This is a genomic window from Aureicoccus marinus, assembly GCF_002954325.1.
GTDB lineage: Bacteria > Bacteroidota > Bacteroidia > Flavobacteriales > Flavobacteriaceae > Aureicoccus > Aureicoccus marinus.
The window spans coordinates 1,270,196-1,296,720 of sequence record NZ_MQVX01000001.1 but is presented as its reverse complement, the minus strand read 5'-3'; the positions used below and the strand labels follow the sequence as shown (position 1 = coordinate 1,296,720).

The 26,525-nt window shown below is 41.3% G+C and carries 32 protein-coding genes and 1 pseudogene; 3 read left to right on the top strand and 30 right to left on the bottom strand.

Going from position 1 to position 26,525, the window contains the following annotated elements; all coding sequences use genetic code 11:
- Positions 1–54 precede the first annotated feature (54 nt).
- The 7 genes from BST99_RS06000 to BST99_RS05970 form a co-directional block, all read right to left on the bottom strand.
- A complete protein-coding gene (locus BST99_RS06000) occupies positions 55–750 on the bottom strand; it encodes a DUF4377 domain-containing protein (protein ID WP_105000998.1) in 696 nt (231 codons plus the stop codon).
- A gap of 120 nt (positions 751–870) precedes the next feature.
- The gene (locus BST99_RS05995) at positions 871–1,986 is read right to left on the bottom strand and encodes a TlpA family protein disulfide reductase (protein ID WP_105000997.1); all 1,116 of its coding nucleotides are present in this window, start codon (positions 1,984–1,986) and stop codon (positions 871–873) included.
- Positions 1,987–2,040: 54 nt separating this feature from the next.
- Positions 2,041–3,759, bottom strand: coding sequence for an amidohydrolase (locus tag BST99_RS05990; RefSeq protein ID WP_105000996.1), 1,719 nt, complete (start codon positions 3,757–3,759; stop codon positions 2,041–2,043).
- A 187-nt stretch (positions 3,760–3,946) separates the two neighbouring features.
- Positions 3,947–4,315 (bottom strand): PfkB family carbohydrate kinase, encoded by a 369-nt coding sequence (locus tag BST99_RS05985; RefSeq protein WP_245916198.1) that lies wholly within the window; start codon positions 4,313–4,315, stop codon positions 3,947–3,949.
- A 183-nt stretch (positions 4,316–4,498) separates the two neighbouring features.
- Entirely contained in the window at positions 4,499–6,061 is a 1,563-nt protein-coding gene (locus BST99_RS05980; protein ID WP_105000994.1) for a S9 family peptidase, read from the bottom strand.
- A 7-nt stretch (positions 6,062–6,068) separates the two neighbouring features.
- Positions 6,069–6,491 carry a hypothetical protein gene (locus BST99_RS05975; protein WP_105000993.1) on the bottom strand — a complete coding sequence of 141 codons (423 nt, stop codon included), beginning with the start codon at positions 6,489–6,491 and terminating at the stop codon, positions 6,069–6,071.
- Between the two features lie 237 nt (positions 6,492–6,728).
- Positions 6,729–7,199: an imm11 family protein gene (locus BST99_RS05970; RefSeq protein WP_105000992.1), complete on the bottom strand. Its 471-nt coding sequence runs from the start codon at positions 7,197–7,199 to the stop codon at positions 6,729–6,731.
- A 257-nt stretch (positions 7,200–7,456) separates the two neighbouring features.
- On the opposite strand from BST99_RS05970, the pseudogene BST99_RS05965 reads away from it, so the two are divergent.
- Positions 7,457–8,796 (top strand): annotated as a pseudogene (locus BST99_RS05965) (IS3 family transposase).
- Here BST99_RS05965 and BST99_RS05960 read toward each other — a convergent pair.
- From BST99_RS05960 to BST99_RS05905, 12 genes are all read right to left on the bottom strand, one after another.
- Positions 8,793–9,047 (bottom strand): hypothetical protein, encoded by a 255-nt coding sequence (locus BST99_RS05960; RefSeq protein WP_105000991.1) that lies wholly within the window; start codon positions 9,045–9,047, stop codon positions 8,793–8,795. The pseudogene BST99_RS05965 and the gene BST99_RS05960 overlap by 4 nt on opposite strands.
- Before the next feature lie 19 nt (positions 9,048–9,066).
- The gene (locus BST99_RS05955) at positions 9,067–9,663 is read right to left on the bottom strand and encodes a hypothetical protein (RefSeq protein WP_105000990.1); all 597 of its coding nucleotides are present in this window, start codon (positions 9,661–9,663) and stop codon (positions 9,067–9,069) included.
- Between the two features lie 25 nt (positions 9,664–9,688).
- Complete coding sequence (locus tag BST99_RS05950; protein WP_181044168.1) at positions 9,689–10,009, bottom strand: hypothetical protein; 321 nt, start codon at positions 10,007–10,009, stop codon at positions 9,689–9,691.
- A gap of 51 nt (positions 10,010–10,060) precedes the next feature.
- Positions 10,061–10,540, bottom strand: coding sequence for a hypothetical protein (locus BST99_RS05945; protein ID WP_105000988.1), 480 nt, complete (start codon positions 10,538–10,540; stop codon positions 10,061–10,063).
- Positions 10,541–10,553: 13 nt separating this feature from the next.
- Positions 10,554–11,267, bottom strand: coding sequence for an SH3 domain-containing protein (locus BST99_RS05940; protein ID WP_105000987.1), 714 nt, complete (start codon positions 11,265–11,267; stop codon positions 10,554–10,556).
- 64 nt (positions 11,268–11,331) lie between these two features.
- A complete protein-coding gene (locus tag BST99_RS05935; protein ID WP_105000986.1) occupies positions 11,332–11,811 on the bottom strand; it encodes a hypothetical protein in 480 nt (159 codons plus the stop codon).
- A 21-nt stretch (positions 11,812–11,832) separates the two neighbouring features.
- Positions 11,833–12,861 (bottom strand): SH3 domain-containing protein, encoded by a 1,029-nt coding sequence (locus BST99_RS05930; RefSeq protein WP_219843817.1) that lies wholly within the window; start codon positions 12,859–12,861, stop codon positions 11,833–11,835.
- 101 nt (positions 12,862–12,962) lie between these two features.
- On the bottom strand, positions 12,963–13,811 hold the full coding sequence (locus BST99_RS05925) for a DMT family transporter (protein ID WP_105000984.1): 849 nt from the start codon (positions 13,809–13,811) through the stop codon (positions 12,963–12,965).
- A gap of 10 nt (positions 13,812–13,821) precedes the next feature.
- Positions 13,822–14,754 (bottom strand): polysaccharide deacetylase family protein, encoded by a 933-nt coding sequence (locus tag BST99_RS05920; RefSeq protein WP_105000983.1) that lies wholly within the window; start codon positions 14,752–14,754, stop codon positions 13,822–13,824.
- A gap of 60 nt (positions 14,755–14,814) precedes the next feature.
- Positions 14,815–15,114: a DUF1905 domain-containing protein gene (locus BST99_RS05915; RefSeq protein WP_105000982.1), complete on the bottom strand. Its 300-nt coding sequence runs from the start codon at positions 15,112–15,114 to the stop codon at positions 14,815–14,817.
- A gap of 9 nt (positions 15,115–15,123) precedes the next feature.
- Positions 15,124–15,579: a hypothetical protein gene (locus BST99_RS05910; RefSeq protein WP_105000981.1), complete on the bottom strand. Its 456-nt coding sequence runs from the start codon at positions 15,577–15,579 to the stop codon at positions 15,124–15,126.
- A 130-nt stretch (positions 15,580–15,709) separates the two neighbouring features.
- Positions 15,710–16,888, bottom strand: coding sequence for a hypothetical protein (locus tag BST99_RS05905; protein ID WP_146106222.1), 1,179 nt, complete (start codon positions 16,886–16,888; stop codon positions 15,710–15,712).
- 183 nt (positions 16,889–17,071) lie between these two features.
- Between BST99_RS05905 and BST99_RS05900 the strand changes: the two genes are divergently transcribed.
- A complete protein-coding gene (locus BST99_RS05900; protein ID WP_146106221.1) occupies positions 17,072–17,596 on the top strand; it encodes a hypothetical protein in 525 nt (174 codons plus the stop codon).
- Between the two features lie 165 nt (positions 17,597–17,761).
- Positions 17,762–18,193, top strand: coding sequence for a Rid family detoxifying hydrolase (locus BST99_RS05895; protein WP_245916197.1), 432 nt, complete (start codon positions 17,762–17,764; stop codon positions 18,191–18,193).
- Between the two features lie 27 nt (positions 18,194–18,220).
- On the opposite strand, the gene BST99_RS05890 is transcribed toward BST99_RS05895, so the two are convergent.
- The 11 genes from BST99_RS05890 to BST99_RS05840 form a co-directional block, all read right to left on the bottom strand.
- Positions 18,221–18,895 (bottom strand): hypothetical protein, encoded by a 675-nt coding sequence (locus BST99_RS05890; RefSeq protein WP_105000978.1) that lies wholly within the window; start codon positions 18,893–18,895, stop codon positions 18,221–18,223.
- A gap of 138 nt (positions 18,896–19,033) precedes the next feature.
- Entirely contained in the window at positions 19,034–19,807 is a 774-nt protein-coding gene (locus tag BST99_RS14785; protein WP_181044167.1) for a type II secretion system F family protein, read from the bottom strand.
- Positions 19,761–19,976: a hypothetical protein gene (locus tag BST99_RS05880; protein ID WP_262494650.1), complete on the bottom strand. Its 216-nt coding sequence runs from the start codon at positions 19,974–19,976 to the stop codon at positions 19,761–19,763. Before BST99_RS05880 ends, BST99_RS14785 begins: the two co-directional genes overlap by 47 nt.
- Positions 19,976–20,158, bottom strand: coding sequence for a hypothetical protein (locus BST99_RS05875; RefSeq protein WP_105000975.1), 183 nt, complete (start codon positions 20,156–20,158; stop codon positions 19,976–19,978). Before BST99_RS05875 ends, BST99_RS05880 begins: the two co-directional genes overlap by 1 nt.
- On the bottom strand, positions 20,159–20,611 hold the full coding sequence (locus BST99_RS05870) for a hypothetical protein (protein ID WP_105000974.1): 453 nt from the start codon (positions 20,609–20,611) through the stop codon (positions 20,159–20,161). It abuts the gene before it with no gap.
- The gene (locus BST99_RS05865) at positions 20,608–20,925 is read right to left on the bottom strand and encodes a hypothetical protein (RefSeq protein WP_105000973.1); all 318 of its coding nucleotides are present in this window, start codon (positions 20,923–20,925) and stop codon (positions 20,608–20,610) included. Before BST99_RS05865 ends, BST99_RS05870 begins: the two co-directional genes overlap by 4 nt.
- Positions 20,913–22,085, bottom strand: coding sequence for a hypothetical protein (locus tag BST99_RS05860; protein WP_105000972.1), 1,173 nt, complete (start codon positions 22,083–22,085; stop codon positions 20,913–20,915). The genes BST99_RS05865 and BST99_RS05860 overlap by 13 nt, the downstream gene beginning before the upstream one ends.
- Positions 22,086–22,559: a hypothetical protein gene (locus BST99_RS05855; RefSeq protein WP_105000971.1), complete on the bottom strand. Its 474-nt coding sequence runs from the start codon at positions 22,557–22,559 to the stop codon at positions 22,086–22,088.
- Positions 22,560–22,566: 7 nt separating this feature from the next.
- Complete coding sequence (locus BST99_RS05850; protein WP_105000970.1) at positions 22,567–23,271, bottom strand: hypothetical protein; 705 nt, start codon at positions 23,269–23,271, stop codon at positions 22,567–22,569.
- Between the two features lie 191 nt (positions 23,272–23,462).
- A complete protein-coding gene (locus BST99_RS05845; RefSeq protein WP_105000969.1) occupies positions 23,463–24,044 on the bottom strand; it encodes a hypothetical protein in 582 nt (193 codons plus the stop codon).
- 3 nt (positions 24,045–24,047) lie between these two features.
- Positions 24,048–26,525: RHS repeat domain-containing protein (locus tag BST99_RS05840; RefSeq protein WP_105000968.1), on the bottom strand; the 2,478-nt coding region annotated here is incomplete at its 5' end.

The window sequence follows — 26,525 nt, the reverse complement described above, 5'->3', positions numbered from 1 at the left end:
CCAACCGTCTGTTTGGCTCCGCATGATTTTTAGAAATTTCTCACCACCTAATTTTCAATCAACTTTTTTGAAGTTCAACGTTTCTACTCCATCAGAATCGAAGAAAGTTAACTCCCCTTCTTTCTGTTTATAGGATTTAGAAGAGTTTAGAGCTTTGTCATATTGGTTTGTAATTTCCAGGTGAAGGCACATTTTTTTAGTGCTCATTATCCTCCCAAATTCTATTTCTGTTGATGTGATTTGTTCTATCTTACCCCGATAATTGTTGCATCCATTGGTTCCTAATAGTTGCATTTTGGAGAGATTGATCTCCATGCGAGGCAAGGGAACGGAATCATTTATATCATTCCCTAAAATTCGATTGGGAACCCAAATGTCATTCAGTGTGAATCGCTTATCAAATATCTTTTCTAGCCGGTTTACGAAGGTGTATTTGACGGCTGATTCCTCTGAGGACGAATCATTAGCAACGAGCTCTTCCTTTATTTCAATTTTTTGAAAGTAACCGGGTTCAAAATCAAAACCTTCTATTTCTGATGCTATTATTTCCCAGTTGGGATCTACGATAGAATCTCCTCGGTGTATGGATAAACAATTTAATTCACCCTCTTTATCAGTGCATACTGATTTCATGCTGTTCACCCATACAAGGGTACTCTTGCTCTTCGATGAACACGAAAGCCCGATAGAAAGAACAGCTAGGAGGAACAAATTGAGCAAGTAACTTTTAAGTATTGTTAGTGTTTTCATTATAGTTCTAGCTTTGATTAATTAGTAAATCGTTTAATTCTCTGTTTTGTGGCTGTGCGCGCTGTTCTATTATTCAAAATTATTTTCAAAAGCATGAATGGCATGGCCAACACCCGTATTTTACTCTTTCAACGAGTCATTCATGACAGCGTTTATTTTTTTCGCAAGATTGGCATCAGAGGGCCGTAGTTCATCAGGGGTTATAATCCTTCCTGTTTGATCTAAAAAGATGAACCGCGGTAAAGCACCAATATCGTAGAATGTAACGAAATCAGACTCAGGGCCTGAATACAGTTGAACCCCATCGATTGATTTTTTTTCGAGATGATCCTGCCATTTTTGGAAGTCTTTGTCGGTACTAACTGATATGATTTGCAGATCACTATTGGCTGAAAACTGCTTTTCTAATTCCTTTAAATAAGGATATTCTACTATACATGGCTTACACCAGGTGGCCCAAACGTCAATATAAAGATACTTTCCTCTGTATTTTTCCAGCGAAACATTGGCCTTGTTCCTGTCTTTAAAAGAAAACTGGTTACCTATTTTGTTGACCAAGGATCTTTTGTAAAGGTATTTTTCATTCTTCTTCTGAAGAGTTTCTGAGAATCTATTGAAATCCTCGTTTACATAAGCCAATAGACTATCTGCTATATTCAAGGATTTTCCTTTCTTTTTAATCTGAGAACTCCTGTCTTGAATGAGATTTTCAAGGTTTTTTTGATCGATTCCATCCCGAACAGTTTCAGCGAGCTGGTTTTGGTAATAATTGGAATAGGCTAAAAAGTTATTGGATCGCTCGAATCTGCCTTTGTAGAAGATAGACTCCATAGGAGCTTTTTCGTCTATACTAATCGATATTTTGCCCTTTGGAGCAATCATTATTTCTCCTATATCTTTCTGGACTCCCTGGGTAAATGAATAAAAGGGATACCTTTTGGTCTTGTCTACGACCAAGGTGTCTATTTGCTTATTGGCCTGATTAAATCGAAAAGTAGAGATAATACTCCATGAACGCTCTTTGTCATAAATAATTAGACTATCGAGGAAGCGGTGGTTTGTAATTGTTATATCAATTACTGCGAAGGGTTCTCTGGATTCTTTTTGGCAACCGCAAACCAGAAAAGACAATAGAATTAAAAACAGCGGTATTTTTTTCATATTTCTTGTGCTAAAATCTTCTATAGCTTTGTCTTTCGATCCTATTCTGACGGAACCTTTTTTCTCCGCAACCATGGTCAAACCGCAATCGAGTATATTGCTTAACAAAGGACCAGTAATCACTGCTGTTTAAAGTTTAAAGATGGTAGTACCTTCTTTAATTGTTTCCGTTACTAGAATGTCTTTTATTTCGGTTTCGGCAACCTTTAGAGGATTCTTATTTAAAATGACCATATCGGCTAATTTTCCTTCCTCGAGACTTCCTTTGTGCTCTTCTTCAAAGTGTTGATAAGCTGACCATATCGTTGTGGCCTGCAGGGCTTCATAGGGTGTCAGTTTTTCTTCTGGTCCTATTACTTGACCTGAACGTGATTTGCGTTCGACCGAAATGCCGATCATTCTCATCAGGTTAGGTAAAGCTACCGGAGCGTCTGTGTGTATGCTTATTTTTAATCCTTTGTCAAGTGCCGTTCGTGTGGGGCTGATGCGGTTACCAAGACTATCTCCAATAATTTGTTTGTGCCAATCACCCCAATAAAAAGTATGTAAAGGGAATAGAGAGGCAATAACCTGTAGCTTTTTGAATTTATCTAATTGGTCGTCCCTAACGTATTGTCCATGGATTAAAACACTCCGCCTGTTGGAATTGCCATATTTTTCTTGAGCTAATTGCATGGTTCGTATCATCTGATCCATGGCAGCATCTCCATTGGCGTGTGTAATGACTTGCCAGTTATTTCTGAAGGCTTTTTCGTAGAGTGCTTGTACAACACTGTCTTGTGGAATTGCAGGATAGCCTTGATATCCCATTTGGGCGCCATCCGGAGGGATTAGGTAGGGTTCTGTTCTCCAAGCAGTTCTTCCCTGTGGGGATCCATCCAAAGTAAGTTTCATGCCTGCGATTCTATAATGATTGTCATAGGCTTTGCTGTACCACTCCGTATTCATAAGGGTATCAACAAACATATAGTCGATATAGCTTACGGCATCGATTTTAAGTTTTCCATTTCGGGCTGCTTCGGCTAGCATGGTATGGTTTTCGAGCATGGCTCTTCCTTCATGTGCCGTCGTATATCCGTATGAAATAGCCATTTCCTGGCCTTTTTCGAAGAACAAATTTGCTGCTTCTATCGAAGAAGGTGAAAGTACCTTAGCGTAGTAGGGTATTGCCGCTAATTCTTCCAATACTCCATTTGGTTCATTGCCATTTTCTCTTCGTATTAATCCACCCTCCGGATTTAGGGTTTCGGAGTTGATGTTGAGCATCTCCAGCCCTTTGGAATTAACCACGGCGAAATGACCTGAAATGTGGATAATCATAACAGGAAACTCCGTAGTAACCTTATCCAGATCATGCTTGTTAGGGAACCTTTTTTCTTCCAGCACACTGTCATCGAATCCCATTCCAAATATCCAGCCAGTTAGTTGACGATTTTCGGGTGTATTCCATTCTTTAAGAATTCTGATGAGTTCAGAAATATTTTTAGCACCTGCATCAGGTGGAGGTAATATTTTTGCTCCTACAGCTTGACCAGAAAAAGATGCAAAATGAGCGTGTCCATCAATGAAACCCGGTAAAAGAGTTTGTCCTTTAAGGTCAACCTCTTGATAGCCAGATTTATATAATTCTAAAGCTTTCTTGTAAGAGCCGGTAAAAACAATTTTTCCACTTTGAGTTACCAAGCTTTCTACATAATTTGGAGTGTCTCCTTGCATGGTTAGAATATCACCTCCAAAATATAGTTTAGGTCCATCATCATCTTGCGAAACTGATTTTTCGTCTATATTTCCGCAGGAAAGGTTAACTGCTATTAGAAGGAGATAAGCAGAGAGGAATTTAAGTCTCATGGTATGTGTTTTTAATGATGTCAAAAGGCTGACAATCAAATAGGTCTTTTAAATTTACCACTTTTTGCTCAATGCTCGGTACTGGCATCTCAGATTTCCTTTGGCGCATTGTTTGACACCGAGTTGACCGTTTTCTTCTAAAGTTGCCCAGGGGAATTGGTCAATTCCTTCCGAAATAACCTTCCTGCTAAAAGTCAGTATTGACACCTCCCATATAGCCTAAGACTTTTTGAGCGGCTAAAGCACCTGCATAAAGGGAATTTTGAATGTCTTTTGAGCCGATCCATTCTAAACAAAATGCCGCCTGGAAGGCGTCACCACAGCCAGTGGAATCAACAATGGTTTCAACCTCAAGGGCTTCTTGTTTGTACATCTTATTTTCATAAAAGGCTAGACTGCCCTGGGCCCCTAAAGTGGGAACAAGTAGGGTGTGCTTAGAGGTAGAAAGTGCTTGTAGGTCAGCTAACATTTCTTCTTTGCCACTGAGAAAAACTAGATCAATCGCATCGATATGCTTTTCAATAAAATCAAGTCCCAAATAATCCAAAAAGTCCACAGCGACTACATGATCTTTAGTCCTTCTTTTCAGTATGCAAACCGTCAGCCAAAAGTGGACTGAATTGATTGAAAGTTAAGTGACACTTTTATGCAATAATTATGTAAAAAGGATATTCGAAAACAGTAGAGATTACTGATTATAATGATTGCAATCCTGCCTCATTCATCTTTCTTGAGAATTTCACTCTTCCTTATTCAAGAGTTCATTGATAAAGGTCAATTGAGCGGAAATGACATAGGCTTGTGTCAATGGTCCACCTAAATCGTGACCGGCTTCGGCCGATTCCAGGTACCAGTATTCTTTGTTTTGCGCTTTCAAGACTTCAACTAAGCGACGGGACTGGTCAGCTCTGACTCTTGAGTCTTTTTCACCTTGGAATATAAAGAGGGGCACATCGAATTTGTCCACATTGTTGATGGGAGAGAGTTCTTCCAAATACTTTCGCATTTCTGGGTCGCTGGGGTCACCGTATTCGGCTCTTCTGTCTGCGTTTTTCTCGCCTTCCTCTAAAAACGGAACCAAATCGGTCATACCGAATAAATCAAGAGCTCCTAGTATTCGATCGGAGTAAGTCGCTGTGCAGGCTAAAGTCAAGAAACCTCCGTAGGATGCGCCAGACAGTATAATCTTATTTGAATCCAGTTCAGGTTGCTCTTCGATCCAGTCGATGAGGGAACCAATATCTTTAATGGCACCTGTTCTGCCTTCCCCGTAATCCATGCTCATAAAATTATAACCATATCCTCTCGACCCTCTGAAATTGGGTGCGATTACCGCAATGCCCTGCGCTCGTTGAACCTCGACCATGGGGTCCCAAACCGTTTTACTTTGCATATTAGGGCCTCCGTGCAACTCAATGATTACGGGAGCCGGGCCTTCTATTTCTTTAGTGACAGGGTAATAGACAGCGGCGATTTCTCTTTTCTTATTCGTGAGGGTATCGATATCGAAACTGGGGTAGCGAATAACCCTGGGAGGCGATTCTACTTCGGATTTATTGTCGGTCCATTTTTTTAACTCCTCTGTTTCCAGATTGTAACTAAAAATATCCATGGCACCGCCAAAATATTCCACATGAAAGGCCATGGTAGCATCTTGATTGGGATCAAAAACCCCGTAAGGAATAGAACCTTCAGCTACCTTATCGAACTTTTTGGTGGTTCCTGATGGAACATGGTGAATATTCTGTTTATATGTGCCATCTTCATTAGTAGCAAAAACGATCCAATTACCATCCGGAGATTCATCAATATTACTGACGTCCCAAAGAAGATCTTCGGTCAATACACTGTCTTTGTTGGATTCTAAATCCCTAAATCGCAGTTCGCTGAAATCTGCTCCCGCAGAGGACGCATAATAGATTCTTTTACCGTCTTTACTCCAGTTGTGGTAGGTGTAGGTTGCATTGGGTAAGGAATCGTTTTGGAGTTTGTCAAGTTCGCCACTTTCTAGGTCCAGTATGGCCGGAACAACATTATAATACCCCAATCGAACAGCCATTTTTTTTCCATCCGGAGAGAATTCATCCAAATAAATGGTTCCTGTTCCATCGTATTGTTCTTCATCGTATTCGAATATCAATTCTTCTTTTTCAGGGGTGTTCAAATCCTTGATAAACAGTCTTTTGTTGGTTTCTCCAATAACGCGTTTGATATAAATGATTCTATCGCTGTTGGGGATGAACGCGAAATTGTAATGAGCATCTTTTCCATTGGTCAGGAGTGTGCTTTCTTGGCTGTTCAAATCGAATTTATAAATCTGAAAAGTTTCGTTGCCCCCTGAATTGTCTTGTATATAAGAAGTACCCTTTTTCGGAATCCTCTGGAAATCGCATTCTACCGGTGTACCCTAGATTGGGCCAACCCTTTAGTTCTTTTGTTTGGTTTTGAGATTCATCAATAACAGCCAGTTTAATTCCAGCGGGGGTGTAGGACCTCACCAAGAGGCCCGGTTCGTCTCCAGGAAACCACCCGATCAAGCGCATGTAGTTATCTATACCACTAGCGGTACTAGCCACTTCAGTTGCATATTTTAGTGGAATTCTTGGAACATTTTCGGTGGTCATGGTCCCCGGTTTGGGTACCCCAGTAATTCCCAAATAAATGGCAGCGATAAGCAGTACACCTAGTGCGGTTATCCCTATCCACTTTAAAACTTTAAGTGCTTTTTTCATGCTTGATGGTTTCAGTTATTTCTACTAAAGCAGATAAAGTGGAGGGAGTCTTTATCTCGGTTTGAACCCAAGATAGTAAAATCCAGTGGCTTGTTTTAGAGAGATGTGTAATTGGGAGAGGCTAGAAAATCGAATGCTCTTTAAGCGTGGTGAAGTGCTTAATGGATACAATGGCCAATAAATAGGTCCCTTTGGCTTTGAGGTGCTGAAATCAAAAGGGGATACCACTGTTGCCCTTTAAACCAAATCTTCATCCACGTTCAACGGCTTATACGGATGGGCTTCAAAACCGGTCATGCCTTGCTCTTCCATAGCATCTTTTAATTTTTCACTGATTAGGTTATTCCAATCAGCTCCTTGGGTTTCGTAAATGTCATAATCAAAATCAGGACGAAAAACCAACTTTTCATAACCGAATTCAAAGCCAATCTCCTCCTTTTTCAAAAAGGCTTCTAAGTTCTGCTTTGAAACAAGTGGTTCAATATCAAAATTAGCAGGATTGATAATACTATATCTTTTGACTAGGGTATTTTCATAATCAATGATATCCCAAAAATCATTGACGATCCAATGGAGCCAATAGTATTGTAATTGTGTTTTTTTATGGTATACCTTGATTGGATAAAAGTGATGCGGAGGGAGCTTATGCTGTTCAATTATTTCCTTTAACTTTTTATCAATAATTATCCCAAAAGTGCATATGCTCATTCTATCCAGAAAATTAGTTGGAATTGCATTTCCGTGAATCTCTAATTCTAATTCAGGAGAAAAATCAGGAAATGCATTTCCTTTGACATTCCAATGGGCATATGGCGCTCTCGGATTATAGCCAGGCTTATATTGAAGTTGTGGATAATAGCCTATTGTAAACCGTCAGCCAAAAGTGGACTGAATTGATTGAAAGTTAAGTGACACTTTTCTACCTTCCAAGAGTTGGGAGGAGATCACTTAAAATCAATTCAATTATGGCCAAACAACAAAAGAAATCAGCCAGCCAAACGGTAAGAGAAATTAAGCGTATAACCCGCAGACAGTTCTCCGCAGAAGAGAAGATCAGAATTGTTCTTGAAGGTCTTCGGGGAGAAGAATCAGTAGCCAGTATTTGCAGAAAGGAAGGAATAGCCTCTGGTCTTTATTACAAGTGGTGTAAAGACTTTATGGAAGCGGGGAAGAAAAGACTTCAAGGCGATACCCTTCGGGAAGCAAACAGCACAGAGGTAGAAGAACTCAAGAAAGAGAATCACGATCTAAAGCTTACAGTAGCAGAGCAAACCCTGGAGATCCGTGGTCTTAAAAAAAGCTTGTAAAGTACCATCCGTATATGCGTTACTCACAATCAGAGAAGATGGAGATCATCCGCATTGTGGAAGGATCAGAGCTGGGAGTCAACAGAACCCTGGCAGAGCTTAAAATCAATAAGAGCACTTTCTACAATTGGTATAGGCGTTATCAGGAAGAGGGCTTTGAAGGTCTGAAGAATCAGTACAATCCCGAGCGAGTGGTTTGGAATAGAATCCCGGAACAAATCCAGGAGGACATTCTTGACCTGGCCCTGGAGCAGCCCGAGAGATCCGCAAGGGAATTGGCTTGTCTTTACACGGATAACAAAGGATACTTTATCTCGGAGTCCAGTGTATATAGAATCCTGAAAAGAGCAGGTCTGATCACTGGTCCAGCCATGCAAGTGATCAGCGCGTCAGATCGCTTTAAAGACCCAACAGTTCGAGTTAATCAGATGTGGCAAACTGATTTTACCTACTTCCGAGTAATTGGATGGGGATGGTATTACCTCTCCACCATCATGGATGATTACAGCCGTTATATCATCGCCTGGGAACTCTGTTCTTCCATGAAAGCCTCAGATGCCAGTAGAACACTCGAGATGGCTTTAAAAAGAACAGGGCTAACCAAGGACCAAGCTCCCAAGTTACTCTCAGACAATGGCTCCTGTTACATCTCCCACGATCTGCAAGCCTTTGTCCAAAGCAAAGGCATTAAGCATGTCAGAGGAGCGCCAGCTCACCCACAAACGCAAGGCAAGATTGAACGCTATCACAGAACCATGAAGAATGTGATTAAACTCGATAATTACTACAGTCCTGAACATTTAAAACAGGCTATTGATGAATTTGTACACTTCTACAATAGTGATAGATACCATGAATCAATCGGCAATGTGACCCCTGAAGATGTGTTTATAGGAAGGCATCATAGAATCCTAAAACGAAGAGAGAAAATCAAACAGAAAACAATCCAGATTAGAAGGAAAAATCATCAAAAAAGAAAACTAAAAAATAGTGCCTAACTTTCACTAAGCATTAGTTCAGTTCCACTTGAAGACATACAATCAGTTACCGATTGAAATAGTGAGCTTAGCAATTGAATGCTCAACAAGAATAATCCATACCCCAGCAGAACAATGAGGATCATTCTTTCCGTTCCGCTTTCGGCAATCACTTCGTTAAGAAACTTTATGCAGAAAACAAGCACTCCAACTAAGAGCAGGGGTTTCAGCCCTTTTTGCCAGGAAGTGATTAAAAACTCTTTTCTGTTCATCTCTTTAATCGTTTATCGATTAATCCGGTTCCTCGTTGAAAATAGTGAATTCCAAATCGGGAGACACCCCCAATTGGGCACGTTTGCTTCTAAATGCCTCCTGATCATCAAAGCGGTAAATATTTTCTTTTATATCCCAGGCCTTGATGTTCTCGTAGCTTCGAATGTCTACAATATAGAAATAGGTCGAGTCTTTATACGGAAACAAATGGGGCGGAGGATTCCATCCATTGCTGGTGTGGTACCACTCTCCATTTTTCTGGTAAATCCGATCGTCTTTAGAAAGATAAATGGTATCTGCGGGATTGAGTATACGAAACCCTTCGCCTTCTTTACCCTCTGCGAATAACCTCTTCTGTAAGTCCTTCTGCAAATTCGGGTATTGCTTGGCAATAATAAAGTCGTCATTATAGCCAAGAGCATATACCGTTTCTGGGATTATGGCAACTCCACCATATTCGTTGTGATTGGTGTTTAAGAATAAGTTTTGATGTCTGCTATCAGACCACCACGCCAGATTAAAATCCTTGGTAAGGTGCGTCACTTCAATGGGTTCATCCCAGAAGCAAGCCGTCAGGAATAAGCAAAGGACAGCGATAAGATAAAATCGTTTCATGACTCGAATTTATAGAGTTTGTGATTTATTCCGTCTCATAGAAGCGTAGGCTAATGACCGTGTCTAATTTCTTTCTTCTGACCCGGACCTCATTAGTCCCTTCCTTCTTGCTTATAGAATCCCCGATTTTTATAAGGTCAAACATTCCACCAACTTCTCCATTAAATAGAACGACTTTAGTGCCGTACTTCTCCTTAATAAAAACCTTTTTGTACAAATGCTGGCTTGAGTCAATAAACTTGTTGGTGACTACTCCACTATAATACTGAGGCAAAAAGTAATCCTTGGTGGTTTTCCTCTTCTCGTTAATACAGGCGATTAAGGAAAGGCTGGCAATGCAAGTCATTAATAAACCACCCTTGTTTACTTTAATTGATTTCAAGTTGAAATATGCTTTTTATTCTTCTACTATCCGTTTTTGAAGGGCTTTACGATAGGTGAGGGAGTCAATATCACCCTTGATAAACTCACTTAGTCCGTTTGGCCCCTTATACCTGGTGAAGCTGTAGATAGAGTTGGAATTACGGATCTTGAATTTTAATTCGTTGCCCAAAATTCGAAAACGACTAAGCGTGTCATTTGTACTGCTGTCGATAAAGAACATTTGATTTCCTTGCACATTGTATTTGCCTATTCTGGTGAATTGACCTAGATATGCATTGTAAACGTACATATTGTCCGGGGTGAAGGCGATCTCAAAACGGGTAGAGATTTGAATTGGTTCATTACCGTCTTCCACAATGTAAGTATGCCCTATCTCATACCAATCTCCGATAACAACCTCTTTCCAATTTATGCTGTCTTGAGGCGTAAAACCGGTTAACGCTAGCAAAACGAGAAGTCCGGAACCTAAAACTGGTAGAAGCTTTTTACTCATAGATTTTCAAAGTCTAACAGCCGCAGTATTTGCGAACCGTGGTAGCGTCTTTCTGCTCATCGATTTCATAATAACAGCCTGGAATGGCTTCCTTGGGTTCGAATTTAGAATCGCCCTCTTTCCATATGTTATGGGGGTTTTCGGGACTAAAACTATGGATTTTTTCTACCCATTCCATTATGTGCTTTCGCCTCAGCTTAGGAAAGATGATTTCTTCAATTAGTCCTCCTCCTTCCGTACAAGTTTCACTGATCGTATAAGTAATGTTTTGTTCGTACTCTTGAGTGTAACCGCAAATGTTATTCGGATTAAATTCTCCGTATTTAAGATCGTATTGTTTTCCGACCGTTTTAAAATGGTTGGAGAGGTAGTTTAAAAATGGCCTTTCTTCATGCAGTGAACCCCATCTAGGTTTCTCTGCGGTAGCCAGAGAAAAGACACAATCTTCTGTTAGAAAGCCACTAAAAACATATCCTTTTTGGGATTTACCACTGACTTGATACCACTCTCCTTTTATGGTCTTCCCTTCGTCCAGAATACTGAGCTGAATTCCCGTAAAATTCAAAACCATCACCTTTTCTCCGTAAGCTAGCTTGCCAAGGCGGGTGCTGGAAAGAGAGGGCTTATCCCGAACGACGAGGCCACTCTCGGCTTGTACATACCTGAACTGCTGTGCAGAAAGTAGTTGGCAAACGAGAAGTAAGAGGAGGCTTGGTATGTGTTTCATTTTATCAAATGCAGTTATTGAATTTAAGATCTAGGTCATGCTGCCGTTTTAAACCAACTAACAATTAGTGGGATGAACTTGCAGTATCCTTATCACTTTCAGTATAGCTAATGTTCAACATACGTATGATTTCTTCTGCAAGTGTTTTATTTCTGAACTTACCCTTTTTAAAAAAGAAAACATAGTCATCATCGATCCTCGACATTTTAATATTGAATTTTGATTTTTCATATACCTCAAAGTTGATGTAGACTGAATAATCTACTTTCCCACGGTGAGGTGCGTAATAGTCGTATTCCAGGAGTTTAAACTGTTCCAGAATAAGATCTAGCCCATTTGAATCATCGACGAGTACTGGGTTTTTGATCTCTGCCGAATTGTAATTAAGATTCCCTCCACTTTTAAAGTGAAAAAATAATTTTTGAGGAGGGGTATTCGTAAAATACTCCTGAGAAGGTACCGAGTTATTGGGTGAAAAGAACAGCCAAACGGGCACGACCATTACTGCTACAATTAGAACTTTTATGATTCCTCTTTTATTCATCCTTAGCTTTAACGATTAAGTCTAATTACACGTCATATAGGAATTTGGACATTGCATATTGGGTTGCAACCAGCCAGAATAGGTCACTCCATCATGTTCAATTTGAACGTACACCCAGTCTTGATACACTTTTTGGACTGTATACATTTCCGGAATCCGGTCTAAAATCTGGCTCTGTGGTTTTGATTTCTTTGTCGGGTGAGAGTATAACTTCAAAGAGGGCCTGGAATAGTTTCTGGCGTAGGTTCCTATTTGCCTATTCTTTTTAATCCATCCTTCTTTTACTTCTAATTCCATCTCCATCTTTGATTTAACATAGAAGAAATCAAGGCTGTCTCTTACGATCTCTAAATAAATGTAGTCTTCGTTTTTGTCGTCGTTTTTTAGGAACCCGAGTTTTTTTCCTTTGGAATCATACAGAGGAATTTCTTTTAGGTAGTCGTGATGAATTACTGCATTCGGCCTAAATTCATCCAATTTCATTCTCATTTTACCAGCGGCTTTTTTCAATGCCGACTTGAGTTTGCTAGCATCCGAACAGGAGGGCCCTATTGCCTCCAACCTGGAGTAGATCAATTGCAGATCGATCAAGTCGTGGATTGGTGATTCGAATTCCTGGAGCAAAAAATCCTGAATCCTTTTGGGTTGTTGACAAAAGGTTTGCATAACCGCCTTTGGGTAATCCTGGGTGAACTGGAATAGTTTCTCGTTGTCGATCTCGCCTAATTCAACCGCATCCTTTGTTGCTGAGGCACTTTTCTTAAAAAAATTGTTGAGCTCTGCTTTGAGCTGGCCTAAACTCTTGATTCGGGATTTATGCATAAAACCGGACTTCCCCTTGAAGTCTACTTGATACCAATTGGCGTTGTTCTTAGGATAATAAGTGAATTCTTCCCCCTGTCTTATCACGGAAATAATCTCCGATTGGCTGCTTGCAGCAGCTCTTAGATTGGTGTATCCGTCAGCGTCGTTGATAAAACCAACTCTTTGGGCCAATAGAGTGGTCATGCCAAGAAGACTCAAGCCTAGATTAAATACCAGAATTTTCATTGAAGAATAAATCATTTTAAAATGATTAAAGGGGGCCTTGAAGGTAGAAGATAGCAGAATTAATATTATCGAAGAAAGAAGTTCCAATAGAAGTCTTAGGATTACTCCCTCGCCGAACTATAGCTTTCAATAATCACTGTAGCCAGAATGAGTACTCCCCCAATCAGGGTTTTAAGAGGCGGGTTTTCTTGAAGGATTAAAATGGCCAAAATGATCCCATAAATAGGCTGAATCGAACTAATAATACTGGCCGTAGAAACGCGGATCTTTTCCAGACTTTTGACAAATAAAGTGTGCCCCAATGCCGTGGTAACGACGCTGAGGATGAGTAGTTCCATCCAGAAGTCCTGAATACGGATGGGGTTCTCTAGATAAAACAGGCTTGGACTTAGGACCAGTCCCGTAATAACCAGTTGTTGGACCATCAGGCTCATGGAGTCTTCCCGCTGTACCTGATTCGAGAGCAAGAGATTCCGGAGCGCATAAAATACGGCAGAAAGCAAGCCGAAAATCACTCCCCACAGGGAGGTTTCGAAGCTTTCTCGGTCGGGCACCAAAAACAAGATGCCAACCAATACCAAAACACCAAGGAGCACATGTCGGATATTGATTTTTGACTTTCTGAAGAAAGGCTCCAAAAAGACCGTGAGGATGGGGAAGGTATAGAGCGAAATCATCGCGGTGGCCACATTCGATGCCTTGAGAGATAAGAAGTAGAACAGCCAATGTAGACAAAGAAAGACCCCTGTAGCCACCACACCTTTTCGGAAACGCATTTTGGGTCTAGGTCCTTTGGTTGTCGTGCGCAGAATAATCCACAGTAGTAAACCTCCAATGATCGATCTTATTACGATGATGGTTTCTGCAGGCAGGCCAATAGAGCGCACCAAGACTCCCGAAGAGCTGATGCAGAGCATGGCTAAGTTGAGCTTAAAGTATTCTTTTAGCATCTGCGGGCTGTTATTTCTGGGAGGTTATACTCTCGTATAGCTCCATAATCTGCTTGGTGGAGGGCTCCTGACGCATATAAGTCATCCGCTCTTTCTGGGTTTTCTGCCAGCGGTAAAACCAGGAAACTCCCCACTTCTTGTAGTAGCGATCCTCTTGTTGGTAAATGGAATCAGTCATGGCTTCCTCCATCGAAATAAAGGCATAGTCCCTTTCCTTTAGTTTTTGGATCAGTAGGGGCAAATAGTCCGTGTTGAGGGCATTGTCGTGGCAGAGGTAAATGTGCTTAACTGTACGACCGTATTCCTTTCGTGCGAAATCTTCAAAGAAGTCAAAGTACTCTAAGGTCTTGGAGACATAGGCTTCTCCGATTTCTCGCGCTTTTTCAAACTCTCCTTGATCTAAAAATTCCTTATAGACCCGGTTGTACATCCAATCCGAGCTTTCGATCGTAAACGGTGCAATCTTATAGCCTTTAACCTTTAGAAGACTCCTTCCTTGGTGATGCTGCAGAGAGTCTTTGCCCAAGTCGTTGTAGGGAAATCGAAAGTATTTGAGGGTCTTGTTGTACTTTTTGGCTAAGGACTTACTCATTTTCTCGCCCTTGTCAATTTCCGTCGAGTATTCTGTGAAGTCGGTATCGGAATAACGTTGGTGACTGTAGGAGTGATTCCCTAAGGTCACTAGCTCTTTTTCGGCCCATTGACTCAGAAGCCGAAAGTTCTTTGAAAGTGAATCTCCTTTATACACCAAGTGTTCATTGATGAAAATGGCGACTGGGATTTGCAGCGAATCGAGCTTTTGCAGAAATCGAGACTGGTAACCATCTTTTTGGAAAAGGCGGGTATTCGGGACGTCATCAATGGTAATGGCAACCGAATTTTGGGAATGGACATTACTAGACAAAAGAAGGACTCCGAAAAGAATAAGAACAAGTCTGCTCATGGTGATTGAATAAGGCAGTTCTAAATTAAGGTTCTTGACCCGGTCTGGGCAAGTGAAGCCTTAGAGTTTTACCTCCACCTCAATGATGTCGCCTAATTCAATTTGGGCTTTTTTGCGGATTTCGGCCTTGAGGGGCAGGAGGTAGGTGTCTTGTTTTTTATCAAACCAAATGGCAGTTTCCCACTCTTTGTGTTTGGTGATTGCAGTGGCCTTCATACGTCCCCAGCCTTCTTCCTGCCATTGCAGGGTTTTGCGGATTTCTTTGGCGATATCCTTGGGTAAGGAAACAAAAACCCAACCTGCGTTTTCGCCGCTTTTCCAGACTTTACCGGAGAATTGATAAGTGATTTTGGCTTGCAAGGAATCTTACTATTTATTGCCCTCTTTCAGACCATTAAAGAACTTCGTTCGTCTTGCAAAGTAAGCCTTCATGAACTGCTCTTCTGTGATTTCGTCACTAATGAATTGTTGCAGATTAAGGCTGTCCTTTAAGGCCAGGTATATCGCTTCCTGATGCTCAAAATAGAGGGTAAGTGTGTCTTTTTTCAGTTCGAATTCTACCTGTGTTTCTGTTCCAGCAGGATTTACTGGGTCCTTGAAAGACAGACTGTTCTCACCGACGGTATAGTATTCAATTGGACTGCGCATTATTCCTTCGATAATGCCATAGACACCGGTATCGGTTAGAAGAAGTTCTTGATAGCCATTGGGAAAACCCTGATCAGTTTTATAAAGCCTCCAATGCCCTTGAATACTCACTTCTTCCTGGTCCGCTACGAATAGGAAAGTACAGATGAACAAGTAGATGAAAGGAAATCGATTCATAGGCAGGCGTTGAATAAAATTACGGCATTGTAACCATATAGAACCAAAAAAAGCCCCGTCTCTGCGGGGCTCTTTCCTGAAAAGTCAATTGGAAGGATGACTGATCAGTGACAGGTTCTTCATTCACGACTTACTTGCTAACGCGTATGCCAAAGGCCACCGAATTAAAGGCGCCATTTTGAATATTGATCGAGTCGTAATCAAAGGTCAAGTCCCACTGGCAGGCACTTTTGAGGTTCGCTTCTTTGATTCGGTATCCGATTCCAATGTCGTAATTGATCCCGCCATCAATCCCTTCGGTTGTTCCAAACGCGTAGCCTAAACCACCGGAAGCACTGAGGCCATCCAAATTGAGGTATTCCGAAAGGTCGATCGTAGCTCGGGCCTTTATTGGTACGAACCCTACACCATCAACTTTCCCGAAATCCGTCTCTTTACCGACGTAATGGGTGTACCCTAATTCGCCTCCAAAACGGATGCCTTCGGCGACTTCGTCATCATAGCCAACGGCAGCGGTATAGGTGAACGCAAAAAAGTCTCCTTCTGCCCCCAGGGCTAAACCGATACGACCACGAAAGAAAAAATCATCTTCGCTTACTCCCTCTTCGGCAAAACGCGGGGCATCGCTACAAACCGTTTCGTAAAGTTCTTTCGTTGCTTCTCTGTATTTAGCGAGCTTTTCGGGGCTTAAACCAAATTGAATTGGGCCATCATCCTGTGTGCTGGCGTCCTCATCCTTTGGTTTATTCGCTTCGTCCCATTTACTTTTGCCTTCTGAAAGGATGGACCGGAAGGTCTTTAGCTTACCACCCACATACTCACTTTCTAGACATTTCACATCGGAGCTCTCGATGGTTTTATCGTTATCATCCACTAGCTGTCCTTTGCTATTGCGTTTGTATTTGCGCCATTTCTTCCCGCCTAGGTGCTCTTCTAAGCGGGTGAGTTGCCCCTTGGGATTTATGGAGATCTTCCTGTTCTTTTTGCCTTTTCGCATTCTTTTACTACCCAAATGGGTGATCTCTCCTTTGACATTGAATTTCAGGTCTTCTTTGTAGGTCTCTTTTCGGATTTCTCTGCTGTATTTATCCTTATAAACCACTTCAAAGACATGATTGGCGGAAAGGCCATCGGTGGAAAGGGTGATGGTTTCTGAGGAGCCGTCTTTATTGGTTTTTGTGGCGACCACTTTGTCTTTGCTTACCGTGACTTCATAGCCATCCGCTCTTTTGTATTTAACGGTTTTACTTTGTCCAAGGCCCATGGTATGCGCCAGAATTACAAATAGAAACAGAATTGATTTTTTCATGTGCTTAGATTTCTTGATGTGTACAAATCAAGACTTAAAAGCAAGGGAGAACAATACCGGAGTTCTGGTATATTAGATTGATTTACCTGTCTCAAGTAGAAATTAGATCACCTTGTTAACCATTTAAGTATTCTTTCAACAAAGGGGTGATAAACAATTGGAATCAGTTTTAATTATTTAGAAATGAAAAGAATACTATTTGCTATTGTGTTTTTATTGGCTTTAAATCTACAAGCTCAATCGGTAGAGGGAAGACTCAGCCTGAATGGAAAATCTAAAACCACTTTAGAGCTTAAAAATGCCTCTGCGGTACATCTGTTAAGTGAGTTTAAGGAAGGAAAGTACAGACTCAATTTTGAGTTTGAAGCCGATAATCTGGTTGGGTTCTACCAAGATGAATCAGGTAAACGCAAAGTCGTTTTTTACGAGTTTAAAACGGTTGTAAAACGGAATGGTCGCCTGGTAAAGAACGTCATTCGCAAAAATCCCATTCCTTACTTCCCGGGAGAGTATAGTCTTTCTGCGGAAGCCTTTGATTTTGTTGGCACATTAGCGGAGAATCCCATGGAAGAAGAAGAAATGCAAATGCTTAAAAAGGGAGGAATTAGTAGGATTATACCGGGCACTTATAGTATAGAGCTCTCGGTGAGACCTATTGGAGCCAAAGGGGGAATTAAGCCTGTGGTTTTCAACTTTACGGTGAAATAACCAAGCAATACGGTAAAAAGAAAACCCAAGCTCTATAGCTGGGGTTTTCTTTTGGTTCTACTTTTTTACCCTTTGAATTTCAGAATTTTTGAACAGCTTAGTACATTAGGGAATATTCATTTCTAGACTTTGCCTTATGAAATCCACTATCTCTCGCTTTTTTTTGTGCCTAACACTTCTGGCCATGACCTTTACTCTATCGGCTCAAGAAAAATCCACCATCATCTTCCACAAGCCAGAGAACCCAGCAAGGCTTCAGCGCCCTTTAGCGAAGCGGTACAAGCGGGGAATACCTTTTACCTAGCAGGTCAGATCGGGATGGATCGCGCTGCGGGGCGTATGGCCCCCGGTGGAATCCAAGGCGAAACCGAGCAAGTGATCAAGAATATAGAAGCGGTGCTGAAGTACCACGGAATGACCCTGGACAATGTGGTCAAGTGTACCGTTATCCTCAGCGATATCAATGATTTTAAGGCCTTCAATGAAGTCTACGTGAAGTACTTTAAGAAGAAACCGGCCAGAACGACCTATGCAGCGGCTGGCTTGGCGGCGGGAGCCATGATCGAGATCGATGTGATTGCGGTTAAGGGGGAATAATGATCCTACAATTCTTTAACCTTTAGACTATTTATCCGATCTATAGTCTCCTTTTTTTCCGTCTTTTTTATTTGTATCTATTGGGTTTGCAAGTGTGAGCTCATTCTTTTTCTGAGCTTCTTTTATCAATTCCAGTAACCTTTCTTCATTTGCCTTTTGATCGATAAGAATGTCCTTAATATGAACAATATTAAAAATTTTTCCATCATAGTCTTTTGGCCTTCTTAAAAGGGGTAAAAGTGATTTTAAGAAACTCTTATTCTCGTCCTTTGCATAGTTGTAATAGAAATAATTGGACCGGGCTAACTTGTAAACGGGTTTCTTTTTTACATGTAATCCAATTTCCTCGATTTCCCAGAAAGAGTTCAACCTGCCAGCATCCGCCCATCGGGTAAATTCAACATGATCGCATTTCGTGAGATTGGCTAGCTCTGAAATTACATCCCGAGCTACATCCTTAAGCGCTAATAGTTCCCAAGTTTCAATAAACTGCTTCTTTTGCATCCCTAGGTTGTATTTTCCTCTAAGAGAGAAGTATAAATTCCACAGATTCGCTATTCGATAGTCCTTCATTCTTCGAAGCTTTCTAGTCTTCCAAATAGAATTACTGGTAGAGATGATAGCGATTAGAACCGCTATTGTTGACATTAAAAAGGCATTGGCTTCTAGCCACGCCAGGATATCCTCTGGGATGGTATTCATAATGAGTGGTGTTTGGTTCAATTATCTTCCTGAACAGCTTATTTACTTAACCCATCCAAGAACAAAATCCTGGGAAAATAAGAAAACAGATGTTTTTTGAGGGGTAGATTTCTGTACAATTAGACCGATCTGTCTGATTTACCCCAAAACAGTACTCAACTTAAACATCGGCAAGTACATCGCAATAAGGATAACCCCCACAAAGAGTCCGACCAGGATGATGATAAAGGGCTCCAGGAGAGTCGAAAGCATCTTGGACTTTTGCTGAATATCGGCATTGTACTGAGTACTGAGTTTTTCGAAGACGTACTCGGTTTTGTTGGTTTCTTCAGCCACCTTGACCATGGAACTCATTTTTTGGTCAAAAAATCCAGAGGCGATAATTCCTTTATACAGTCCGTCCCCTTTAGTGATGGCGAGTTCCATCTTTTCCAAAGCCAATTTTAAAGGCAAGAATTCACTGGTGTCCTTGACCATCTGAATCGCCGTTAAAAAAGGGATTTTAGAGCTGGTTAAAAGACTGAGTGTTTGGGTGAATTTAGAGATGTGCAAGAGGCGTACAAAAGGCCCTAATACAGGTAGTTTGAGCAAGGTTTTTTGCCAGATTTCTAATACTTCCCGTCTTTTTAAAGCGAAACGAATCCCGAAAAAGCCGCCAATACCAACAAGGACTAAAAGGCTGCCGTAGGATTCCAGAAATTGCGAAAGCCCGACAATCAGTTGGGTGATCCAGGGTAAATCCACCCCGTTTTGACGAAATATATCTTCAAACATAGGCACCACCATCCGGAGCATAAAGACCACCACCAATACCGCTGTACACAGAATGATGAGGGGGTAGGTGAGGGCACCAATGATCTGGCGTTTACGTCCGTTGCGTTTTTGGTAGTAGTCGGCTAATTGCTGGGCCACTTGGCAGGTGACCGGTTTTTTCACCGATCTCAATGGCTAAACGCTCGTAGTTGCCAAAGTTCTTTCCGTTTTCAAATGCTTCAGCCAGGGAATAGCCCGTATCCAGTTGCTCAATAAGTTCTAAGAAGGATTCCTTTTCTTTGGCCTTGGCATTTTGCTCCATGATCACTAGGGCATCTCGGAGTTGTATGCCGGCTTCCAGGAGGGTCGAAAGTTGGGCGTAAAAAGCTCTTTCTTCTTTGAATTGACTCCGCCTCCAAACAGCTTGATGTCCCTTTTCAGGAACTCTTCAATTCCTGACGGGCCGGTCTCTTTGACGACTGCTTTGGTATGTTCAATACGAATTCCCATCTAGTTCAGGTAGCTGGTGGCTGCGTTTGCTTTATTAACGAAAATTTGCCTTAACCCATTGTTGCAAAAGAGCTCCAGGGCATCGATTTCTCCACTTTGGGTAGGTTTTCCTTTAAAGTAAGCTCGAACACTGTCCAATTCTATAGGCAGGGAATCTTGTTCCATAACCAAATGGGTTCGGTTAAGTAGCAGGGTATGGTTCCGAGTCACTCCCTCTAACTCCAACTTGTTGTCCTGGAAGTAAACCCGGTCTGCCTTGTTAAAGCGTATCCAAAGAAGCTCCTCGACTTTGTCGGTCTGCATTCCTTCATTTAAAGCCGATTGCATCCCGATCATTTGTCCATTAATTAGGCGCAATACCGAAAAAGCCAGTCCAACCACAACGACGGTGATCACCAGGACGACCAGGGATTCCTGTATGCTAAAAGCCGGTATTTTTTTCGCTTTACTCATTGGAGTTCAATCGTGATTTGTTCTTGGTTCTTGGTGCTCTGGGCAATCAGCTGAGGGGCAGAACCCTTGGGTTCAAGCCTGATCTGCCAGTCGCCAAGTTCTTCGGTATAGTTTTTAGGTAATTCGTTGTGGCGGTATTGGTAGGCCAATACTTCTAAACGGTGCTGGACTTTTTCTTTTTGTACGTCCAGTTGGTTCTGAAAAAGGTTATTCAGGATCATACTGGAGACCATAAAAATCACCACCAGCAAAACCGTGGAAACCATGGTTTCCATCAGGGTAGAGGCGGGGAGTTTTCTTTTTAATCCAACCATTGCGCTCTTGCTTTTTGGTTCTGATTCCCGATGGAAATTCCCGCGTATTCTTCGGGCAGGGCAGCTCGATTGATTTGCCCATTGAACAGGTGGTTGATATAATTGGAACCGTTTTGAAAGGTTTGAAACAGGGAGGTGTAAACTATTCCATTGACCTGACCTTGTAGGTCCAAACTGCCTTGGCAATATACCTGGCCGTCTACTCGGCTGTTTTCAGGGATTTGGATGTCGGGATTGTGGTCAATCTTTTCAACACCGGTTCTTTCGATGTACAATAGACTTCCTCGGATATTCGATCCCTCGCCCAAGGCCAATTTAATTGGGGGTACGGTCTCTTCGGGAGGAGCCGACTGTTGGTAAACACACAGTACCGAAGGGAAGGCCAATTCCACTCTATTACCCACTTGGATTTGCTCAGTGGCGAAGGCTTGGAAAGCCCCGTAGACATCGCTTTGAATTTCGATTTTTGGGGCGATGAGCACCACTCCAAAGAGCTCGGATCTTTTGCCCACAATGATCTTATTGGATGCCTGAACCAGGATGTTCCCTTTTAGCTTTTGGTTGTTTAGAAGGATCATATCGCCTTCTATTCGCTGGGTTTCTTCGGTATAAGAAGCACTTAGTTCTGCCGGTATGTTGGTCAATCGGATACCCCTGGAATAATCTCCATAAAGGTCTTCCAATTGATCTCTGCTCCCAGGAGACAGTTGGGGAAGGGATTTTCGACTTTGTTTTTGATCGCCGTAGACCAGGTAATCGCCTAGGTAGCCCAGACCACGAATGTTCCCTCTTTTAATGCCTCGCTCTGGTAGGAAGGCATTGCCCTCAATTCGGGCATTTCCGGCTAATACTACAGGAAATCCCTGGTCTTTTAAATAGAGCGCAGTCTTGGGTTCGGCAGTACTTCCCACTAGGGAAAGGCCTTTCCATTTTACCTTTTTAAAAGAAGGGTTTTGGGTGCTTTTTTCGAAGAGTCCCCAGTGATGGGATGGGGGAGTAGAGGGGAGGTTTTGCCCTTGTTTAATAAGGGTGATCAAGACGTTTTGTTTGGCCTGGAACTGACTCTTGGTACTGATCAGCAAGACGAAAGCCATCAGGAGAACACAGACGAGCACTCCGATGAACAATACCAACTGTAATGCCCCGGCCTTGAGTCGCATTTATTGGGTGATTTTTATGGTCTTGGAAACTCCGTTTTGCCGCAGGATGACTTGGGAGGCATTCCCTGAGATGAGTTTGATTCCCTTAATGACATCCCCAACCTGAAACAGTTCTTGGGTGCCTTCGATCGAAATAAAGAAGTGGTGGTCTTTGGTCTTTTTTCCTCCAATAAAGCCTTGGTAGCTGACTTTATCGAGCAAGGTGTTTACAACCACTTTGGCTTTTTGCACCGCTTGTTTTTTCGCTTTTTGGGTCTGGGTGCTGATGGTCTTACCCAGAAAAGGATCGCGGTAATTGAGTTTTAATTCGGCGGTTTCTTTTTGTTCGGAAGAAGCGGACCTGTATGCGATAGCTTTGGAGCTAGGCAAAGGTTTTTGCTCGGGGTATAAGGTCTTGATTAAGCGCACCAGAAAAATACCCCAGATGCCAATCACCAGGGCCAGTAAAACATAGGTTTTTACTGATTTTTTCATGGGTTACTTATTGGGTAGAAACACTAAAGGCGATGACTTCGGAATAGACTTCAGAGCTGCTGTTAAAGGCTCTGATTCTCCATTCATAGGAGGCGTCCGAAAGCTCTGCAGCGACTTTGGTGGGGTCTCCTTCATCGCTGACCTCAATGATTTGATCCAGTACAATCTGGCTGGCATTATCAAAGCTAGGTGTAGCCACTTGTAACTGGTAGGAGGTGGCATTGGCCACGGCGTTCCAATTGAATTCGAGAGTGGTGGTCGAAACCACAGCATCACTTTGGGGTGCCAAGAGTTCTAAGGTCGATTGGCTGATGTCCGGCGTCGAGTCCGAGACGCCGACATAACTAACGGCAAAACGGGCGCTGCTGTATGCGGTTTCATACCCATCGTTCATGCCCTTGACTCGCCACTCATAGGCTGAAGAGTCCAACGGGATTTCAATGAAGCCTTGGGTATTGGTGGAATCCAGGGTAACCAGACTGTCTAAAAGTACCTTGGAGGAAGCCGTAAAATTGGGCTTACTCAATTGGACCAAATAGGTGTTGACCTGATCGATTTTGGACCAGGAAAGGGAGGTAATCGAGTCCGTTACCTCGGCACCTTCGACCGGAGATTGTAAGAGCACTGTTTCGTCCGAAATATCCTCAATTCCAATGATCTCGGAACAGGATAGTAGGGTTAACACCAACAGTGCAGAAATGGGGCGTTTCATGCGTTAGAATTGGTGTTATTATAACGTTAGAAAGTGTTGAAGATTATAGGGTTTTCGATGAAAAGAAAATGACTAATAGATATTACCTCAATCTTGCTGCAACAATCACAATTTTAATTGATTAGGTCTGTGATCAGATATTAGTTCAGTAACTAGATATATTTTAATGATTTTTCACCTCTTAATATGACTTAATTAACAAGAAAGTTGTCTTTTTTTTCTAATGGGAACTTAAGTAATCGACTGTTTGAGTTCATTATGACTACGTACTCTTTAGTAATGTTTATTTCTTGAATGAAAAAAACACTTTTGTTCTTAAATGAGGCCGCGTTTTCTTTTGAAATGGCTAAAATATTATTATCTAAATCAAGTATATAAACACTTGAGGGGTCATTTTTATAATCTATAATGTAACATTTATCTCGTTTGATAGTCGAACTTTGAATGAAGTGTTGATTTCGATAAAGGCTGATTATAAGGTATTGATAATTAAATAATTCGGTGAAAATTTTTTCATTAGGGGAAAGTTGAAATTGGGCTTGAGAAAATATTTTCTTGTCCTCATAGAATATTTCTTTTCCATTCTCAACGGAATAAAATTGAGTTAGTTGCAGACTTGGAAAATATATTGTATCTCCTTTACGTATTCTCTTTTTATCCCAAACGGTTATTGGATTTGGTTCTTGGGTTGTAGAATCAAAATAGAGAAGCTTTCTTTGACTAAAAATATTTGCTGTGTAAAAACAAATAATTAGAACTATTAAACATTTCATTATTTACTCTTTTTCTTCATTAGGTTCAGAGGGTGGGACATATCTATAAAAAGCACTTTTGTCTCCGGGAGCGCCTTGAGTTTTACCATATCCTGGGTTCTTTGAAAGCATCGTAGACTCGAAATTTATATTATATGTTCCAGATGAAGATCCGTCTTTCTTGTAAAAAACTTGTCTACCTTTGGTGGAATTAGTTAATAATAGAGTTGCCGTGTGAGTGGTCACTCTAATGTCTGAATTATTAGCATATCTTACAATATCACCAGTCCTTTCTTTTCCATTTTCAATGTTTTTGTATTCATTTTTAAGAATAGTTTTAAAGTCAAAGTTTGGGAGGCCAGGAAAAAATCCTAGAGGATCTGCATCCTTTGTTTGAACTTTCCGGGTTGATGCTAAGCTATGACTGCAACTCATGCAATTACCACCTTCCGTTAGATCACTTCCGTAATTTAAAGCGTCAACCCTTTCGGCTTCTTGAGCTATTTTACCAAATCTACCCTTTAATTCAGTTACAGCGATACCATTGTTACTCTCAAGAAAGGAACTTAGTCCCTTTTTACCTCCAAGCATTCTCTTTAATTGAGATTTGGATAATCCGGTTTCCTTCATAAGCGTTTCTAAGTTTTGCTCAGGAGCCTTTTCATCTGTAGATTTTTCTAAATAGAGCCTTCTTTCTCCATTGTCATTTACTTTAAATTTAAATTCAAATAATCCATCAGGGTCTACAAAGTAAACTGGATTATTTGCAGCATATCTAAATGGAGTCAAGTCAAAGGCCTCTTGTGCTGCAGCATCAATATTCATCCATCTACCTATTGCGGCATCGTAGTTTCTAGCTCCATAATCATACCAATCTAAATTGAGTTCAGTTTGTTCTTCCTTGCCATTGTAACTGAATTTCAGTGCTGAGTTATTACCATTCGGATATGATTGACTGTTATATCCTTGATGTTTATGTCCAAAGGGGTAGTAGTTATTTTCTTCTACAATTTCAGGTGTTCCATTATTATCTGAGTCTGAGAAGCTGAGTCTATTACTTCCTAGATGATCTCTGTTTTGATAAACAAGTAGGAAGTTGTCTTGAGCATCCACATATCCTTCTGGATGTGAGAAAAAAGAGAGGTTTTCATCTTCATAGATATATATTCCGGCATAGTCAGTTGATGTACCAGTGCTTACTGTCTTTTTTAGTTTAATACCGGTAGCATCATAGACGTAGTTGATGGTTCCTCCATTGATATTCACAGAGGTTGGCAGGTTTAGGTGATTGTAAGTAATACCAGTAATTCCTTTATTGGAATCGGTAATCATGTTCCCATTTAGATCATAGGTGTATTCATTGCTGGAATTTGTTTTGTCAATAAAACCGTAGTCTTTATGACCAGTATCGTTTACACTGAGGAGTTTATTGCCACTGTCGTATCCATAAGTGAGTACATCCATATTGGCAAATGTTCCATCTTGGAATCCATTACGAGACAGAGTTTCGATATTCCCCATTTTATCATAAGTGATATTGGAGACATTATAGTTCGAGGTATTGTCAGTCGCAGTCTTAATACGGTTTAAGGCATCATAAGTATAGGAGTAGCGGTTACTCACTGGATTCCCTGTATTGTTGACGCTGGCCGAGTTCCAGAGTGTTTGGGAGATGTTTCCATTAAAGAGGGCTTGGGGGTTTTCACCAGCTCCAAAGTTCTGAGGATCGTTGTAATTAATTTGAAAGGCGAATAAATCATTCCCTAGATTGTTAGGATCATTGATTGATTTTAACCATCCCCTGATATTGTATGTGTAATTTACCGTTTGTATGGAGTCCCCAACATATTTGACAGTATTTTGCCCAAGTTTATCATATTCCAAGGAAGAAAGGGTTGTCCACGGATTGGCATTGATGGCCTGTTGATGAGTTAGAGGCCTGGCCATATGATCATAAGTGAAGTACTCATTGGTAATTACTGGCGCATTACTGGCTCTAGTGTGCGAACTTTTGGACTCCAGTACTTTCCCTGTAAAGTCTATATTGGACTCAGAGATGTCGGTAGTATTGAGGTAATTATTCTTGGAAGCTGAGTAAACCACTCTTCCTTCTTGGTCATACCCATTGACTGTGGTAATCCAATCATCATGATCAAGAACCCTTGTCTTACTAACCGTTGCTAGGCCTTGTGTAGCATTTGTGATATTTTCAGAAAACCTATTTGAGGCAGGTATACTTAAACCGTCCTGATCCACATAAGAATCGTAATAGCTAACAGTTAGAATCTCATCAGATCCGCCACCAGTTAGATCAATACTAGGGTAGGTGTTATCGGTATAGTAGATCGTAATCCCGCCTTTATCTAATGCAGGTCCTCTTTCTTCAAAGGTGGTCCCATGCGCATCGGCACCATCTTGAAGAGTTTGTCTGTTGCTTGTCGAGACTTTAATCCCTCTGTAAGTAATTCTGCCAAAGGCATCGTATTTGGTAAAGAGCCATTT

Coding starts and splice junctions, on each gene's coding strand:
- BST99_RS06000 (WP_105000998.1), bottom strand. CDS start 750: ATGAAAACACTAACAATACTTAAAAGTTACTTGCTCAATTTGTTCCTC.
- BST99_RS05995 (WP_105000997.1), bottom strand. CDS start 1,986: ATGGTTGCGGAGAAAAAAGGTTCCGTCAGAATAGGATCGAAAGACAAA.
- BST99_RS05990 (WP_105000996.1), bottom strand. CDS start 3,759: ATGAGACTTAAATTCCTCTCTGCTTATCTCCTTCTAATAGCAGTTAAC.
- BST99_RS05975 (WP_105000993.1), bottom strand. CDS start 6,491: ATGAAAAAAGCACTTAAAGTTTTAAAGTGGATAGGGATAACCGCACTA.
- BST99_RS05970 (WP_105000992.1), bottom strand. CDS start 7,199: ATGAGCATATGCACTTTTGGGATAATTATTGATAAAAAGTTAAAGGAA.
- BST99_RS05960 (WP_105000991.1), bottom strand. CDS start 9,047: ATGAACAGAAAAGAGTTTTTAATCACTTCCTGGCAAAAAGGGCTGAAA.
- BST99_RS05955 (WP_105000990.1), bottom strand. CDS start 9,663: ATGAAACGATTTTATCTTATCGCTGTCCTTTGCTTATTCCTGACGGCT.
- BST99_RS05950 (WP_181044168.1), bottom strand. CDS start 10,009: ATGACTTGCATTGCCAGCCTTTCCTTAATCGCCTGTATTAACGAGAAG.
- BST99_RS05945 (WP_105000988.1), bottom strand. CDS start 10,540: ATGAGTAAAAAGCTTCTACCAGTTTTAGGTTCCGGACTTCTCGTTTTG.
- BST99_RS05940 (WP_105000987.1), bottom strand. CDS start 11,267: ATGAAACACATACCAAGCCTCCTCTTACTTCTCGTTTGCCAACTACTT.
- BST99_RS05935 (WP_105000986.1), bottom strand. CDS start 11,811: ATGAATAAAAGAGGAATCATAAAAGTTCTAATTGTAGCAGTAATGGTC.
- BST99_RS05930 (WP_219843817.1), bottom strand. CDS start 12,861: ATGAAAATTCTGGTATTTAATCTAGGCTTGAGTCTTCTTGGCATGACC.
- BST99_RS05925 (WP_105000984.1), bottom strand. CDS start 13,811: ATGCTAAAAGAATACTTTAAGCTCAACTTAGCCATGCTCTGCATCAGC.
- BST99_RS05920 (WP_105000983.1), bottom strand. CDS start 14,754: ATGAGCAGACTTGTTCTTATTCTTTTCGGAGTCCTTCTTTTGTCTAGT.
- BST99_RS05910 (WP_105000981.1), bottom strand. CDS start 15,579: ATGAATCGATTTCCTTTCATCTACTTGTTCATCTGTACTTTCCTATTC.
- BST99_RS05905 (WP_146106222.1), bottom strand. CDS start 16,888: ATGAAAAAATCAATTCTGTTTCTATTTGTAATTCTGGCGCATACCATG.
- BST99_RS05900 (WP_146106221.1), top strand. CDS start 17,072: ATGAAAAGAATACTATTTGCTATTGTGTTTTTATTGGCTTTAAATCTA.
- BST99_RS05890 (WP_105000978.1), bottom strand. CDS start 18,895: ATGAATACCATCCCAGAGGATATCCTGGCGTGGCTAGAAGCCAATGCC.
- BST99_RS05875 (WP_105000975.1), bottom strand. CDS start 20,158: ATGGGAATTCGTATTGAACATACCAAAGCAGTCGTCAAAGAGACCGGC.
- BST99_RS05870 (WP_105000974.1), bottom strand. CDS start 20,611: ATGAGTAAAGCGAAAAAAATACCGGCTTTTAGCATACAGGAATCCCTG.
- BST99_RS05865 (WP_105000973.1), bottom strand. CDS start 20,925: ATGGTTGGATTAAAAAGAAAACTCCCCGCCTCTACCCTGATGGAAACC.
- BST99_RS05860 (WP_105000972.1), bottom strand. CDS start 22,085: ATGCGACTCAAGGCCGGGGCATTACAGTTGGTATTGTTCATCGGAGTG.
- BST99_RS05855 (WP_105000971.1), bottom strand. CDS start 22,559: ATGAAAAAATCAGTAAAAACCTATGTTTTACTGGCCCTGGTGATTGGC.
- BST99_RS05850 (WP_105000970.1), bottom strand. CDS start 23,271: ATGAAACGCCCCATTTCTGCACTGTTGGTGTTAACCCTACTATCCTGT.
- BST99_RS05845 (WP_105000969.1), bottom strand. CDS start 24,044: ATGAAATGTTTAATAGTTCTAATTATTTGTTTTTACACAGCAAATATT.